This is a genomic window from Alkalibacillus aidingensis, assembly GCF_014595945.1.
GTDB lineage: Bacteria > Bacillota > Bacilli > Bacillales > Alkalibacillaceae > Alkalibacillus > Alkalibacillus aidingensis.
This window is the reverse complement of sequence record NZ_JABXWU010000010.1, coordinates 42479-57706: the sequence shown is the minus strand read 5'-3', so window position 1 is coordinate 57706 and position 15228 is coordinate 42479. Positions and strand designations below refer to the sequence as shown.

Genomic DNA, 15228 nt, shown 5'->3' with positions numbered 1-15228 from the left:
ATCAGCTTTTGGGAAACTGGTTAGTACCTTGTTAATCGAGATGTTTCATTAACGATGACCCACTTCTATATCTTGGTCAGATACTCGTTCTATGTGAAGTGGCGCTTTTCTTTTTTTAAACGTTGTCATGAAATGATCGACCACATTAATGGTTAATAAAGTTAATAACACAACTAACGACATCATGATTAACGAAGTAACCATAACACAACACCCCTTTCTAAAATTTGCTATATATTATAATTTACATCTATATAGTATCAAATATTCCGATTTTTACAATATAAACTTTATAATTCTTTAAAATGTTCTTACATTCTCTTATATATAACCAAATACTCTTTATATAGGTTAACTTTAAAGCTGTAATGTGGTGAATGACTAATATGTAGACACCACCTTATAGAAGTTGCAACAACCTTGTCTATTTTGAGTGCTGTAACTCCACTTCGGTCAAATCGTCATTGAAAACGCTCCTCGATGACATTTTGCGCCTCTCACAAGGTCAAATCGTCACTGAAACGCTCCTCGATGACACTTTGCGCCTATCACAAGGTCAAATCGTCATTGAAACGCTCCTCGATGACATTTTACGCCTATCACAAGGTCAAATCGTCATTGAAACGCTCCTCGATAACATTTTACGCCTATCACAAGGTCAAATCGTCACTGAAAACGCTCCTCGATAACATTTTGCGCCTATCACAAGGTCAAATCGTCACTGAAACGCTCCTCGAACCACGAAATTGCTCATAAGATCATTGAGTCCAACACAAAGATTAGTTACTGAACATTATCCATCAACAAGGAAGTTACTAGGAATGACTAATAATCTGAAAATTCAGTCCGTTTATTGTATAATATTTGTAACGACAAATAAGGAGGGCTCATAGTGCAATATAATTCAAAGACTGTGGTGGTTACTGGTGGCGCCCGAGGGATTGGATACGCAATCGCTAAGGCGTTTAGTGAAAGAGATTATTTAGTTTTCATTTGTGACTTGGATTTAGATGAAGTGAATGAAGCCGCTTCAACTTTACAAAACACTAAAGGATTTCAAGTTGATGTAACCGATGAGGGAAAGATTCGCGAACTGATCAAACATGTGGCTGAGGAATATGGTGGGATTCATGTTCTAATCAATAACGCTGGATTACAGCACATTGACAAGGTTGAAGATTTTCCTTTAGAGAAGTGGAATTTACTACTCAACGTTATGTTAACAGGGCCATTCTTAACGACAAAATACGTTGTTCCTTATATGAAAAAACAACAATTTGGTCGTATCATTAACATCTCCTCTGTTCATGGGAAGTCAGCATCACCCTATAAAGCAGCCTACATATCAGCTAAGCATGGGGTCGTCGGCTTAACAAGAACTGTAGCGATCGAAACGGCTAATGATGGAGTGACTGTGAATGCCATTATGCCAGGAGCAACGCGTACCAAACTAATTGAAAATCAACTTGCTAAACTAGCTGAACAAGATAGTATTAGTGAACAAGAAGCCCTTGAAGCAAATTTACTGATCAAGCAACCCATGAAAAGGCTACTTGATCCAGAGGAAATTGCTGATACAGCTGTATTCTTAGCATCAGAGAAAGCTGCAGCTATTACAGGTGAATGCGTAAGCGTATCTGGTGGGTGGTAAATAATTGGGCTATATTTTCTAGAAATGTACAATCACACTCTATCCTTTGACATAGGTTATTATAAACTGTGTTAATAGGGTGGTGAAATTTTGAATGATTTTGATGATTTCTTAAATCATCTTATTGACTCTGAGTGTGAGGAACTAGCCCCACTAGGAGGTGGTGAAAGGAAACTTGCTGCCTTCCAGATTCGGTTAAATAACGCAGAGAATAAAAGAGATTCACCAGTTCCGGATCACACTTGCAACAATGATGAACAAACCTATTCAAATAAGATTGGCAATTACTCTAAAGGATTGCCTCATGATCAATCTGGTTTAGTAAAAACATCTGCTTATAATGCCATAATTAATGCGTTGAAAAGTGGTAAACCTGACAGCTTTGAAACGATACCATTAGGAGGAGATTTAAAGCTAGCAAATCCTCAAGCAGCTTACGCTTTTGACTTATTGGGGTATGATTCACACCACTTCCCCATTCCAAATCCACCATCAATTGACTCCAGCTGGCATGCTAGTGAGATGGCTGAGTTATACTGGCGTGCTCTAACACGTGATATACCCTTTACTGAATATCACAAGAATGGACTGATTATAGAAGCCACAAGAGACCTATCTAGATTTTCAAATTTTAAAGGTCCTAAGGTTCGAGGGAAAGTAACAACACGAACCTTATTTAGAGGTGATTCTTTAGAAGAATTAACTGGACCAATTATCTCTCAATTTATGTGGCAAGATATCCCTTATGGGAATAACATTCTAAGACAAAAGTATCGTACAACTATTTCATGCGAAGACTACATGACTGATTATGATGAGTGGTTAAAAGTTCAAAATGGCAGGAAACCTTCAGAGCAGAACATCTACGACCCTCAAAGACGTTATGTTCGAAACGCCCGTGACCTAGGTGAGTGGGTACATCGTGACTTTACGTTCCAAGCCTTTCTTAACGCTTGTTTAATTTTGCTAAGTTATGGCAGTGAGGCTATTAACCCTACCAACCCTTATCTTAACTCACAGTCACAGGTTGGGTTTATTACTTTCGGAGCAGCTCATGTCCTAGATATGGTAACCAAATCCGCTCGAAATGCATTAGAAGCTGCTTGGTTTCAAAAGTGGCTTGTTCATAGGCGGGTGAGACCAGAAGAATTTGGGGGAGTTGTTCACCAATATTTATCTGGCAACCTATATGCTCCAATTCATCAAGAACTAGTTGAATCTAGAGTCCTGAATTATATTGAAGAAAGATACGGAACCTACCTTTTACCTATGGCTTTTGCAGAAGGATGCCCAACACACCCAGCATACCCTGCAGGTCATGCTTGTATTGCAGGAGCAGGCATTACCATGTTAAAAGCTTTTTTCGATGAGGATTTTACGATTCCAGAACCTTTAGTTGCTTCTTCAGACGGTTTATCGCTTAATCCTTATAAAGGAGAACCTTTAACTGTAGGTGGTGAACTTAATAAACTTGCCAGTAACATTGCTTTGGGTCGTGATGCTGCTGGTGTTCACTGGAGATCAGATAGTATAGAGGGGATCAAGCTTGGAGAGGCAGTTGCTATTGGGATTCTAAAGGATTATAAAGACACCTTTAACGAACATTTTACAAGGTTTAAATTTACTAAGTATGACGGTCAAACCATTACCATATAAGAAAAGCTGGGACATAATAAAGTGAAATAATGCTAATTAAATGGTTAATTGTACCACTAGATCAAACCTTCTTAGCAAAACATTTTTGTCCCAGCTTAACATAAATTATAATTTATTTAGGATTGTTTATTTAAACCAACCAAGAGGTTCTGGTTGTTTATTTCGGAAAACGTGTTTAACTTCTGTATATTCATCTAATCCAGGCTTACCTAATTCGCGACCAATGCCTGACTGTTTATAACCACCCCAAGGGGCTTGAGCAAAGTAAGGATGGAAGTCATTAATCCAAACCGTTCCCATACGTAGCTGCGCAGAAACTTCCTCAGCTTTGCCAATATCAGTGGAGAACACAGCTCCTGCAAGGCCATAGATCGTATCATTTGCTTTTTCAACAGCTTCATTAGCACTTGTAAAGGTTTCGACTGTTAAAACTGGTCCGAAGACCTCTTCTTGAACGATGCGCATATCGGAAGTACAGTTAGTAAAAATCGTCGGCTCAAAGAAGAATCCATTCTGAAGCTCTTCTTGTTCAGGACGTTTACCACCAACAACCAACTTGGCCCCTTCCTCAATACCTATTTCTACATATTTCTCAACTTTACCCCGATGTTCTGCAGATATAAGTGGGCCACTTTGCGTATCTTGATCAAACCCATTTCCTAATCTAATATTTTTTGTACGCTCAATTAGTGCCTCGACAAATTGATCATGGATACTTTCTTCGACTAAAAGACGCGCACCTGCAGAACAAACTTGTCCAGCATGGAAAAATACGGCGTTTAAAGCTTGGTCAACAGCCAATTCAAAATCAGCGTCGGCAAAGACAATATTCGGGTTTTTCCCTCCAAGCTCTAACGCTAATTTTTTCACGTTATTGCTTGCTGCTTGCATAATTTTCTTACCTGTTTCAATACCACCTGTAAATGAAATTAGGTCAACCTGGTTGCTTTCTGACAATTCGGCACCTACTGTGGCTCCTGCACCTAAAACTAAATTAGCTACTCCTTTAGGAACACCTGCTTCTTCCATTAATTCAAACACCTTAACAGTTGTTAATGGTGTAATTTCACTAGGTTTAACAATGATGGTATTACCCGCAGCCAGTGCTGGCGCAATCTTCCATGCAGCTTGTAATAACGGATAATTCCAAGGTGTAATTTGCGAACAAACCCCAACTGGTTCACGAACGACACGACTTTCTGAATTCGGAATCGGTGAAGCGATCACTTCACCTTCATCTTTATCAGCAAGTCCAGCGAAGTATTGAAAAACTCCTGCAATATCTTCCATATCCACTAGACTTTCCTCTAACGTCTTACCTGTATCTAACGTTTCAAGTTTGGCTAGTTCTTCTTTATCTCTACGGATCAAATTAGCGATCTTTTGAACGATATCTCCTCGTTCGCTTGCTGGTGTCTTAGTCCAACTTTCTTCATCGAATGCTTTCCTCGCTGCTTCAATCGCCTGCTTGGTGTCTTCCCGATCACCTTCAGTTGCAGTAGCAATAATTTCTTGATTAAATGGATTTATAATTTCACGGGTTTGACCACTTTTAGCATTAACCCATTGCCCGTCGATGTACATTTGTTTTAATGACAACTGCGACGCCTCCCCTTTGTTAAGTTTGTTAATTTTTTTCTTAACGAATTTTATGATTTAAATTTAGCATTTACGAATAGAACTGTCAAAGGTTAAAGACGAAAAAAATTAATATATGTTAAACAAACCCCTGTGATGATACAGGTTTGGGAGGCCAAAGCTTTTTTTACTTTTGACATTATTAACTTAATAGTTAACAATATATTTATATGAAAAATATTTAACAAACTTAATTTAGGGGGTTGTTAAATGAAGCCAACTGATGAGCAAGCTAAAGAATCAATTGATCAAGCAAAAGATCTTGTCATCGAATCACTTGGTGAAACAATGGATTTATATGGTGTTACTAGAAGCGTAGGTAACTTATACGGGACGATGTATTTCGAGGAAAGTATGACACTTGATGAGATGCGTGAGAAACTAAAAATGAGCAAGCCGAGTATGAGTACCGGTGTGAAGAAACTTCAAGAATTTGATATTGTCAAACAATCCTTTCAAAGAGGGACACGAAAGCAAACTTTTGTAGCTGAAAAGAATTTCTTTAGCTTTTTCAATAAATTCTTTACCAAAAAATGGGAACGTGAGGTGACACTTAACTTAGATGCCATTAAAGAAGCTCAACCCATTTTGGAAGAAGTGATTAATTCAGATGATGTGTCACAAGAAATTAAAAATGAAGCACAATCCATTTATGTCCAAATTGAGTACTCCAAGGCCTATTATTATTGGCTTCAGCAGCTCGTTGAAGGTATAAGAAGTGGTAAAATATTCGAAGCTTTTCCAGTTGAACAAAATCATCACGAATAAAGCGTCAACCTTAACATCTTAAGGCTTCAACCCCATATAATCCTAAACTGACTAAATCCCTTACCATTACTGGTGAGGGATTTTTTACCCATTTGTTCATCGTATATTTTGTACTTCCTGTCAAAAAATATGTGTAAGAAAGGCAGGGAGGATAATGGATGAACAAAGAGCCAAAGAAATTATCGATTCTTTAGTCATGATTAATGTTAAATACCATGGTATTCCCGTTTATATACAAGAGTTAAATGATGAACAAACAGCAACTGTATTTCCTTTAGATGAAATGCACCACGAACAAGAAGTTGATTTAGATGGGTTGTATGAGGATGACCCAACCTAAAAGGAGGTCGCTACTTATGGATCGAATACGAGCACAAGAAATTGCTGAATCACCGGATATGAAAAATGTCCAATGCCATGGAAAGAAAGTGTATATTCAACATGTAAATGACGGAAGCGAAACAGCACGCGTTTATGATTTGAACGACCCTGAGAACGAATTCGATGCTCAATTATCTGATCTACACGAAAAAATTTAAATTAAGTAAAAGGATGACTCAACGTTTAGTTAGAGTCATCCTTTTTTTGAGTCCTCTTTATCTTTTTGATCCATCAGCAAGGTTAACGGTTGATCTTTTCCTGTTAACATTTTGTGGAAATAGGTTGACGTTAATTCGTAGTGATCCTCAATTTTATCAGCTAAATGATGACTACGCTCATAAAATATAGAGCGAAGATTAAGCATCTGTCTAAGAACTTTTTCCATTAACGCCTCTTGATTTTCAATCCTTTCAACCATCCGTTTTTGATCCTTATCATAATCAACAATTTGATCTGATAAGCGTTGGTGGGCTTCAATTAGTTGATCCATTTGCTCTAAAATGTCTGATTTCGTTAAATCCTGTTCATGTAACTGCTCTTTAATTTCTTGATTCGTTTCGTTAAGTTTTTTTACTTGGTCAACCAACTCCACTTTTACATTTTGCTCACCCTTAATCCACTTTTCCACCTGATAACTTTGACCCTCTAACACGCGTAACCTCTCCAATATTTGTTCTTTAAACGAATCATAGTTAGAAGCCTTTTTATTTAGCTCTTGTAATTGGTTTTGTAATCGATCCTGTCTGTTATTTTGTTGTTTTTGGTATTGATTTAAGAAACTATATTTGTTTGATAAAGCCCGATTCACTCGCTGTTGTTCAGCCATATATTCGCTTAAGCGATCAATCTTTGAAAAATTTTGATTAGGTTCACTCACAGGCTTCTTGTTTTTATAAACATTGGGATGTTTTCCGTTGTTGATGTATAGAGCCATGCTGTCACATCCTTCTTAGTTCTACTGTAATAACTTATGCAGTAGTTAGTAATTAAGTTAAACCGATATGGAAGCAAAAAAACTTGGCGTTTTGAAAACGCCAAGTTTTAGTTATGCCTTAACCGATTCTTTTTTAGATTTTTTAAGCTGTTTACTTCTTAATTGCCCACAGGCTGCGTCAATGTCACTTCCTTGTTCAGCACGAACACCACAATTGATGTTATTTTTAAGAAGTGTCTCATAAAATGTTAGGATGTTTTGTTTACTGCTTCGGTCGTACGGATGGTCAGCAACCGGGTTGTAAGGGATTAAGTTCACATATGATAAGTGTCGTTTATCCTTAAGCAATTCAACTAGCTGTTTCGCTTCTTTTTTCGAATCATTGACATCATGCAGTAGAATATATTCAAAGGTAATTCTTCGATTGGTCTTCTCTAAATAATAATCAACAGCTTTCATCAGTTCTTCGACCGGGTAAGCACGATTAATCTTCATAATTTTAGTTCTTAGCTCATTGTTAGGTGCATGGAGAGATAGAGCTAAGTTAACTTGTAAATTCTCATCAGCGAATTCGTAAATTTTAGGCACTAAACCACTTGTTGAAACAGTAATGTGACGCGCACCAATTGACAGTCCATCCTGATCATTAACCACTCTTAAAAAGTCCATCGTGTTATCGTAATTATCAAATGGCTCCCCAATTCCCATAACAACAATGTGACTAACACGCTCATCATTATTACGTTCATCTAAATGGTGCTGTACGTTCATAATTTGCTCAGCGATTTCCCCACTCGTTAAATCACGATTCTTTCTTAAAATTCCACTCGCACAGAAGGAGCAACCAATATTACATCCAACTTGCGTAGTCACACAAACTGATAAACCATAATCAAAACGCATGAGTACAGTTTCGATATGGTTACCATCTGGAAGCTCGAATAAGAACTTAATCGTCCCGTCTTTCGATTCTTGTTTAATCGCTTCCTTTAATGATTGCACTGAATAGTTCTTATCTAACAATTCGATTGTTGATTGATTCACGTTTTTCATTTCAGCAAATGACTTAACACGTTTTTTATATAGCCAATCCCAAACTTGATTAGCACGGAAACGTTTCTCTCCGTTTTCCACTAACCAATTCTGTAATTTTTCTTTTGTTAAACCATAAATAGATGGTTTCATTTATAAAACCTCATTTCAAAAACTTTAGATGTTTCCTTTGTATATACTAATTGATATCAAGCTGAGTAGCAAGCCATAATATGAGGAAGACTTACCGTTTCTTACATACATAAAATCCCCCTTCAATGAAGGAGGATTTTTAATTAAAAAATATTTTCAAGAAAAACTCGGATGACATCAGCACCACCGATAAAGGTACCTAATGAACTCCCGATGTTCGTTAAGACAACAATTAATAAGACTCGTGTGGCTTTGTTTTGCCAGAAGCCTTTAAAAGATAAAACATCTTCTGATAAATTTTCAAAGTCAGCCACACTTGGTTTACGAATATAAGCTTGAACGATTCCAGCAAACCATCCTGCCGCCAGCATTGGATTGAGCGAACTTAGTGGAGCTACTAAAAAGGCGGTTAAAACAGTAATTGGATGGCCGAGTGCGACTATGGCACCAATTGCTGATAATGAACCGTTCCAAATAATCCAACTTAACGTTTGCTGATACCCGGCATCTGGATTGACAGAAAATGTGTAGGCAATAATGGATAAAATGATGATCGGAATCGCCCATGCAACAACCTTAGGTGCCTTAGATTTTGGAGGAACCTTCGTTAGTTTGGTTAAATCTTGTTCTTGAAAAATCTCCTCTTTAATTCCAGGAACATGAGCCGCACCTAAAACAGCAACTATCTTCTTACCTGGTGCTTCTTTTATTTTTTGAGCCAAGTATTGATCTCGTTCGTCAATTAATGGTTTTTTAAGTCTTGGAAATGCTTCAGTGAATTCATTCATCACCGTATTTAACATGTCTTGATTCTTCATGCGTTCAAGCTCTTGTTCAGAGATGGTTTCACGATTAAAAATACTGTAAAACACAGAAAGTAACAACTTCGCTCGACCTGATAAACCAATACTTCGCCACACTCTTGAGAATGTCGTTTGAATGTTACGATCAGCCAGAACCAACTCTGCTCCTACTTCTTCAGCAGATTCAATCCCTTGAATCATCTCCTGACCAGGTTTGATCCCAAATTGCTTTGCCACACGATTTTGAAATGATGAGATCATCATGTTCATTAACAATAAGGTGGATTTCTTTTCTTTTACTACCTTAAATATATCCATTTTCTTCCATTTATTACCTTCACTAACCGATTGAAAACGTTGTTCATCTAACTCAACACAAACTGAATCGGGTTGTTCATACTCAATGACTTCTTTAACTTGTTCTGCACTCTGTTTAGACACATGAGCCGTACCGATCAGGATGATCTCTTTGCCATCTAAATGAATGCGTGTAATGTTATTTTCGTCCATATTTTACTTCCTTTTCTTCAGTTTTCTGCACTATATCTAATTTTAACATTAATCGTACAAGACAAAATGATTTTCTATTAAATTTTAATGAAAAAGAGAAGATTTTGCGTAACTTGTTAAGTCTTTTTCATAAGATTTTTCATGCAGTGGACGGAAGATGTGCAGTACTAATACATTTAAGGGAGTGGAGTGTGGGATAAATTTAGATTTTTAGGAATTTATCGAAAATACTCCACCTCTCTACATTAATTAATGTACAATATAGCTAAGAACGTGACTGATAATGGGAGGTTAAAATATGAAAGTATTAGGTATAGATATAGGTGGGACAAAGGTACGGATGGGAATTGTTGATTCAGATTTTAAAGTCCATTTAGATCAACAAGTCCCTACAACCTTCCCATTATATGACATGTTAGAAAAAGAAATCTTAGCAATCTTAGATGAACACCCCGATGTTGAGCGTATTGGCATTGGTACTCATGGCTTTGTAGATTCCAAAAAAGGGAGGGTTGTTTACGCAACTGAGCTACTTCCAGGCTGGTCCGGTACAGAGGTAAAAAAACAGTTGGAGCAAGCAACCGGTAGAAAAGTCGAAGTCGATAATGATGCCAATGTTGCAGCATTGGCTGAAGCTAAAGCTGGGGTCGCAAAAGACTATAATCGTACCGTATGTCTAACACTTGGAACAGGTCTCGGTGGGGGTGTTATTTTAGATGATTACGTCGTATCAGGGGGACCAAATGGTGGCGCAGCTGAACTTGGTCATATGATTTTATATCCGAATGGACAGCCCTGCCCTTGTGGTCATCATGGCTGCTTTGAACAATATGTATCTGGAACAGCTCTTAAAAGGCGTATTAAGGAGTCAGGATTATCTTACACTCCAAGGGAATTATTCATACAAGCTGACCATGATCCTAAGGCTCAACAGCTTATAAAAGAATTTACAAGTGACCTTGCTGTGATCATAAGTACACTACAAGCAGTTTTTGATATGGAAGTTGTAGTCATCGGTGGTGGTGTCTCTGAATCAGCAGACAAATGGTTTGGACTATTAGAAGAACAGTTGGAAAATCACTTACTTAATCCCATTGATGTAAAAATTGCACAATTCGGGAATGAAGCTGGCATGCTAGGTGCAGCCTTATTAGTTTTAAAATAATAAAAGCCGACTCGTCATTTATGACCTGTTCTGGATTGGTCAATTCAAATGACGAGCCGGCTTTTATTTAATCTTCATATCCCGGCTTTTTAAGTAATTTAAATATATTGGTTTTATATTCTTCTACACCTGGTTGATTAAACGGATTGATATCCAATAGGTAAGCACTATAAGCACAAGCTAACATATAAAAATATAGTAGATAACCTAAATGATACTCGTCTATCTGCTTTAAATGAATCCCTATTTGTGGTACCCCTCCAGATAAATGAGCATTAGACGTTCCTTGATAAGCAACCATATTAAACTCGTGTAAGGATAATCCAGCTAGATAATTCAACTGATCCGCATTATTTTCAGCTTCAAAAACTTCTAAGTCTTCATCCACTTCATCAATAATCAAAAATGACTCTAATAAATCACGCTTTCCATCTTGAATATACTGCCCTAAGGAATGAAGGTCTGTCGTATAAATAACAGACACCGGAAATATTCCTTTCTGGTCCTTTCCTTCACTCTCACCATATAACTGCATCCACCACTCTTGAACATAGGCTAATTTAGGTTCAAATGTAGCCAGTACTTCATTCGTATAACCTTGCTCATATAACTGATGCCTAACAGCTGCATACTGAATAGCTGGATTACTCTCCACATCAACATGAGCCAATTCGGTTTCAGACTGTTTGGCACCCTGAATCAACTGCTCAATGTCAAAACCAGCAACTGCAATAGGTAACAAGCCAACAGCAGTAAAAACTGAATAGCGCCCCCCTACATCATCAGGTACAACAAAACGGTTATAGCCTTTCTCTTTAGCCAGATTTAGTAAGGCACCTTTATTCTCATCGGTTGTCACATAAATACGGTTAGCTGCAGCTTCACCATATCGATCTTCTAAGTATTGCTGTAAAAAGCGAAATGCGAGTGCCGGTTCGGTCGTGGTCCCTGATTTAGAAATAACGTTTAGCGCCACTTCCTTATCCTCAACATAATCCATTAACTGTTTCAAATACGCTCCACTTACCTGGTGTCCAGCAAAAATCACTTCTAATTCATGATTTTTCTCAAAATAAGGTTGAAGCGCTTCGATCACCGCCTTAGCACCTAAGTAAGAGCCACCAATCCCAACAACAATTAAGACATTGGCTTGATTTTGAATTTCTTTTGCGGTTTCCTGAATACGATTTAAAAACTCATCAGATATATTGCTTGGCCAATCTAACCAACCTAAAAATTCAGAACCAGCTCCTTGTTTAGTATAAAGATTATGGTTAATTTCTTTTAGTTGATTAATTCGCTCGTCTGTAAATATCGCTTCTCGATCACCTGAATACGTTACTTTAATCATCTAAACCCTCCTACATCTATTAATGCACACGCTCAACATCATAGCCAAGATCATCCAATAGTGAGACGACATGTGGTTCTAAAATTAAGTGTAAAGCTCCAACAATCACAAAATAGGTCTGCTCATCTTCAGATTGTAAAAATTCATCGATCTTATCCACCATTCCATAATTGCGCTCGTCATTTAAGGCCTCCATATAAGCTGTGGCTTCCTCATCTACCTCTGATTCATCCTCAACTTCCACTAATAGATAATCTAGAAGTTCCTCTTCATTACCTTCACGGTAGATGTCAAACATGGTTGTTAATTCCTCACCATACTCTTCTAAATCTACAAGCGTATCTTCTAACATGGTGATTTCATATTCTTCAGAAGCACCTGATAAGACATCTAATTGTTGTTCGACTGTTTCTAGTGCCACCACTTCTTTATCATCCATCATCGCCTGATTTAGAAAGTACTCATCCACACCATAAACATAACCCAATTCTTGAACCATTAATTGCTGAATCAGACTTGATAATAGCCATGGCCTATACATCTCAACCATTTCAACTGACATATTAAATTGAGTTAGTGTTTCCTCTAACTGCTGATATAAATCATCAGAAATATGATCACCAATAGTCGATCCATCCTGATACATGCCTAATTCGAATTGAACCTCCTGCATTTCACCTTGATCGATATTATTCATATCGATCTCAGGAACAATCACATCTGCTTCATCATAAGCCCGTTCAATCTTTTCATGCAGGGGATAAAAATCCTTAGGGCCCACATGAATGGTCCCTTGTAAATAGACCGTTGTCCCCTCGTTTTCTACCTTCCACAAAAACCCACCAGGTCCGTCTGGGTCACCAATCTGTTCTTCATCCATAAGAACTACTTGACGCTCAGCTAACTCAGTCAAAAGAGCAACTTGCTCTTCATCTTCTAGGAGAGGATTATGAACAATATTAAGTTCGCTCAAGTTCTCTAATTCCATAATGGGTGTTAGATCGGAAACGTTATTTCCCTCTATATTCAAACTTTCTAATTTGGTAAAGGCCTCGAGTCCCTCTAAGCTTTCAATTTCTTGATTAGCTAAATCTAACTCTTGTACCCCTTCAACATCAGAATGTATAATTTCCTCATCAGCATCAATCTCATCAATAATTGCACTTTCTAATTGATTGTCTTCAAATTCTATAGTTTGTTCTTGACATCCTGTTATTACAAGTACCGAAAATATGGCCAACCATACAAATCCTCTTAAATTCCCCATTAATTAAACTCCCTTTTTGTCATTTAATTACATACATACCTTAGCTTTAATTATACATGATAAGAGTGTATCTTACATTTGAATATGAAGAAAATTACCAAATTAAACCTTTTGATTACACATATCGACCGATTATTTGTTAGAATGAAATCGAAGGGAAAAATATAAAAATTGACTTTTATCATGCTAAAGGTTATACTTAGTCGTATTTGTTAAATTTACCATAAGAAGAAAAGTAATCTGTAGCTACTAATAAGTGTAGGAAGCAACTTTTTTTCCGACATTTAGCATGTGCTACTTTTTTTATGTAAATAATAGAGGTAAAAATACTTAGGAGGAACAATATTGAAAACTTTTTACGAATTAAACCTTGAAGGCAGTATATTAGAAGCACTAGCCAAGATGGGGTTTGAAACAACAACACCTATTCAGGAATCAGCCATCCCTGTAGCTTTATCAGGTAAGGATATGATCGGACAAGCTCAAACGGGTACAGGGAAAACAACCGCCTTTGGAGTACCGATGATTGATAAGATTGACCCTCAAGACAAAGATATTCAAGGAGTTGTTATAGCTCCAACACGTGAATTGGCTATTCAAGTCGCAGAGGAATTAAATAGAATCGGACAGGTAAAAGGCGTTAAAACTGTACCTATTTACGGTGGACAAGATATCAACCGACAAATTCGTGCGTTAAAACGTCGACCACAATTAATTGCCGCAACACCAGGGCGTTTGTTAGACCATATTAGAAGACGTACGATTCGTCTAGGTAACATTCAAACCGTCGTATTAGATGAAGCAGATGAAATGTTAAATATGGGCTTCATTGAAGACATAGAGGCGATTCTTGCTGAAATGCCACAAGAACATCAAACGCTTTTATTTTCAGCTACCATGCCAAAACGAATCCAATTATTAGCTGAAAAATTTATGTCAGAGCCTGAAATTATTCGCGTCAAATCTAAAGAGCTTACTGTTGATCATATCGATCAATATTACTTTGATGTTAAAGAAGACAAGAAATTTGATGTTCTATGTCGTTCTTTAGACATCGAGTCCCCAGACTTGGCTATCATTTTTGGACGTACGAAAAAACGTGTAGATGAACTAACTGAAGGACTTATGAAACGTGGTTATTCAGCAGAAGGAATTCATGGTGATATTCCACAAGTGAAACGTGAAAAAGTTATTCGTCGCTTTAAAGACCAAGCGACTGATATTCTAGTTGCGACTGACGTAGCAGCACGTGGCTTGGACATTTCTGGTGTAACACACGTGTATAACTTTGACTTACCTCAAGACCCTGAAAGCTATGTACACCGAATTGGGCGTACAGGACGTGCAGGGGAAAAAGGAAGAGCTTATACGTTTGTCACACCTCGTGAAATGGACCATTTAAAAACGATTGAAAAATTAACCAAACGTAAGATTGAACAACAACCAATTCCTTCTTACCATGCTGTTTTGGAAGGCTTACAAGAAGAAGCGATCGAACAATTAAAACATGCTGTATTATCCGGTGAAGGTAAAGATTATCATGAGGCTGCAAAACGTTTACTATCTGAAGAAGAAGCAGTCGATGTCGTAGCTGCAGCAGTCAAGCTATTAACAAAAGAACCAAGTCAAACCCCTGTTAAATTATCTGCTGTTGAACCACTAAGAGTCAAAAAAGTATCTAACCGTCAAGGTGGAAAAGGCCGTGGCGGCGGTGGACGTGGTCGTCGTGGCGGCGGTGGAAATCGAGGTAGTGGTGGAAACCGTGGCGGTAATCGTGGTGGGAACCGTGGTGGCGGTGGTTACCGTCAAGGACAAAAACCACGTGGTAACGGTAAAAATCAAGCACCACGTCGCAACAGAAAAAGAAATCAAAATAACTAAACAAAAAGAGACTAGTTCACATCATCATGTGACTAGTC

The 15228-nt window shown here is 37.7% G+C and carries 14 protein-coding genes; 7 read left to right on the top strand and 7 right to left on the bottom strand.

Annotation, left to right across the window (positions count from 1 at the left end; all coding sequences use genetic code 11):
• Positions 1–48: 48 nt before the first annotated feature.
• A complete protein-coding gene (locus HWQ49_RS12305; RefSeq protein WP_188207921.1) occupies positions 49–204 on the bottom strand; it encodes a hypothetical protein in 156 nt (51 codons plus the stop codon).
• A gap of 688 nt (positions 205–892) precedes the next feature.
• Here HWQ49_RS12305 and HWQ49_RS12300 point away from each other — a divergent pair.
• Both HWQ49_RS12300 and HWQ49_RS12295 read left to right on the top strand, forming a co-directional pair.
• Positions 893–1651 carry a 3-hydroxybutyrate dehydrogenase gene (locus tag HWQ49_RS12300; RefSeq protein ID WP_188207920.1) on the top strand — a complete coding sequence of 253 codons (759 nt, stop codon included), beginning with the start codon at positions 893–895 and terminating at the stop codon, positions 1649–1651.
• Between the two features lie 90 nt (positions 1652–1741).
• Positions 1742–3307 (top strand): vanadium-dependent haloperoxidase, encoded by a 1566-nt coding sequence (locus HWQ49_RS12295; RefSeq protein ID WP_223155169.1) that lies wholly within the window; start codon positions 1742–1744, stop codon positions 3305–3307.
• 126 nt (positions 3308–3433) lie between these two features.
• Here HWQ49_RS12295 and betB read toward each other — a convergent pair whose 3' ends face one another.
• On the bottom strand, positions 3434–4891 hold the full coding sequence (gene betB / locus HWQ49_RS12290) for a betaine-aldehyde dehydrogenase (RefSeq protein ID WP_188207949.1): 1458 nt from the start codon (positions 4889–4891) through the stop codon (positions 3434–3436).
• A gap of 264 nt (positions 4892–5155) precedes the next feature.
• On the opposite strand from betB, the gene cudC reads away from it, so the two are divergent.
• The 3 genes from cudC to HWQ49_RS12275 all read left to right on the top strand — a co-directional run bounded on the left by cudC (position 5156) and on the right by HWQ49_RS12275 (position 6252).
• The gene (gene cudC / locus HWQ49_RS12285) at positions 5156–5713 is read left to right on the top strand and encodes a choline uptake/conversion transcriptional regulator CudC (protein ID WP_188207919.1); all 558 of its coding nucleotides are present in this window, start codon (positions 5156–5158) and stop codon (positions 5711–5713) included.
• 154 nt (positions 5714–5867) lie between these two features.
• Positions 5868–6053: an H-type small acid-soluble spore protein gene (locus HWQ49_RS12280; protein ID WP_188207918.1), complete on the top strand. Its 186-nt coding sequence runs from the start codon at positions 5868–5870 to the stop codon at positions 6051–6053.
• A 16-nt stretch (positions 6054–6069) separates the two neighbouring features.
• Positions 6070–6252 carry an H-type small acid-soluble spore protein gene (locus HWQ49_RS12275; protein WP_188207917.1) on the top strand — a complete coding sequence of 61 codons (183 nt, stop codon included), beginning with the start codon at positions 6070–6072 and terminating at the stop codon, positions 6250–6252.
• 35 nt (positions 6253–6287) lie between these two features.
• On the opposite strand, the gene HWQ49_RS12270 is transcribed toward HWQ49_RS12275, so the two are convergent.
• The 3 genes from HWQ49_RS12270 to HWQ49_RS12260 all read right to left on the bottom strand — a co-directional run bounded on the left by HWQ49_RS12270 (position 6288) and on the right by HWQ49_RS12260 (position 9526).
• Positions 6288–7028, bottom strand: coding sequence for a coiled-coil domain-containing protein (locus tag HWQ49_RS12270; RefSeq protein ID WP_188207916.1), 741 nt, complete (start codon positions 7026–7028; stop codon positions 6288–6290).
• A gap of 111 nt (positions 7029–7139) precedes the next feature.
• Positions 7140–8213 carry a 23S rRNA (adenine(2503)-C(2))-methyltransferase RlmN gene (rlmN, locus tag HWQ49_RS12265; RefSeq protein ID WP_188207915.1) on the bottom strand — a complete coding sequence of 358 codons (1074 nt, stop codon included), beginning with the start codon at positions 8211–8213 and terminating at the stop codon, positions 7140–7142.
• Between the two features lie 143 nt (positions 8214–8356).
• On the bottom strand, positions 8357–9526 hold the full coding sequence (locus HWQ49_RS12260; RefSeq protein ID WP_188207914.1) for a TraB/GumN family protein: 1170 nt from the start codon (positions 9524–9526) through the stop codon (positions 8357–8359).
• A gap of 298 nt (positions 9527–9824) precedes the next feature.
• Here HWQ49_RS12260 and HWQ49_RS12255 point away from each other — a divergent pair, with 298 nt between their 5' ends.
• Positions 9825–10691 (top strand): ROK family protein, encoded by an 867-nt coding sequence (locus HWQ49_RS12255; RefSeq protein ID WP_188207913.1) that lies wholly within the window; start codon positions 9825–9827, stop codon positions 10689–10691.
• Positions 10692–10758: 67 nt separating this feature from the next.
• Here HWQ49_RS12255 and HWQ49_RS12250 read toward each other — a convergent pair whose 3' ends face one another.
• On the bottom strand, positions 10759–12042 hold the full coding sequence (locus tag HWQ49_RS12250) for a glucose-6-phosphate isomerase (RefSeq protein ID WP_188207912.1): 1284 nt from the start codon (positions 12040–12042) through the stop codon (positions 10759–10761).
• Between the two features lie 19 nt (positions 12043–12061).
• Positions 12062–13309 (bottom strand): TraB/GumN family protein, encoded by a 1248-nt coding sequence (locus HWQ49_RS12245; protein WP_188207911.1) that lies wholly within the window; start codon positions 13307–13309, stop codon positions 12062–12064.
• A 345-nt stretch (positions 13310–13654) separates the two neighbouring features.
• On the opposite strand from HWQ49_RS12245, the gene HWQ49_RS12240 reads away from it, so the two are divergent.
• Positions 13655–15190, top strand: a complete 1536-nt coding sequence (locus tag HWQ49_RS12240) for a DEAD/DEAH box helicase (RefSeq protein WP_394810780.1) — start codon at positions 13655–13657, stop codon at positions 15188–15190.
• Positions 15191–15228: the final 38 nt, after the last annotated feature.

Excerpts from the sequence above, each read along its gene's own strand:
- HWQ49_RS12305 (WP_188207921.1), bottom strand. The coding sequence starts at position 204 with ATGGTTACTTCGTTAATCATGATGTCGTTAGTTGTGTTATTAACTTTA.
- betB (WP_188207949.1), bottom strand. The coding sequence starts at position 4,891 with ATGTACATCGACGGGCAATGGGTTAATGCTAAAAGTGGTCAAACCCGT.
- cudC (WP_188207919.1), top strand. The coding sequence starts at position 5,156 with ATGAAGCCAACTGATGAGCAAGCTAAAGAATCAATTGATCAAGCAAAA.
- HWQ49_RS12280 (WP_188207918.1), top strand. The coding sequence starts at position 5,868 with ATGGATGAACAAAGAGCCAAAGAAATTATCGATTCTTTAGTCATGATT.
- HWQ49_RS12275 (WP_188207917.1), top strand. The coding sequence starts at position 6,070 with ATGGATCGAATACGAGCACAAGAAATTGCTGAATCACCGGATATGAAA.
- HWQ49_RS12270 (WP_188207916.1), bottom strand. The coding sequence starts at position 7,028 with ATGGCTCTATACATCAACAACGGAAAACATCCCAATGTTTATAAAAAC.
- rlmN (WP_188207915.1), bottom strand. The coding sequence starts at position 8,213 with ATGAAACCATCTATTTATGGTTTAACAAAAGAAAAATTACAGAATTGG.
- HWQ49_RS12260 (WP_188207914.1), bottom strand. The coding sequence starts at position 9,526 with ATGGACGAAAATAACATTACACGCATTCATTTAGATGGCAAAGAGATC.
- HWQ49_RS12255 (WP_188207913.1), top strand. The coding sequence starts at position 9,825 with ATGAAAGTATTAGGTATAGATATAGGTGGGACAAAGGTACGGATGGGA.
- HWQ49_RS12250 (WP_188207912.1), bottom strand. The coding sequence starts at position 12,042 with ATGATTAAAGTAACGTATTCAGGTGATCGAGAAGCGATATTTACAGAC.
- HWQ49_RS12245 (WP_188207911.1), bottom strand. The coding sequence starts at position 13,309 with ATGGGGAATTTAAGAGGATTTGTATGGTTGGCCATATTTTCGGTACTT.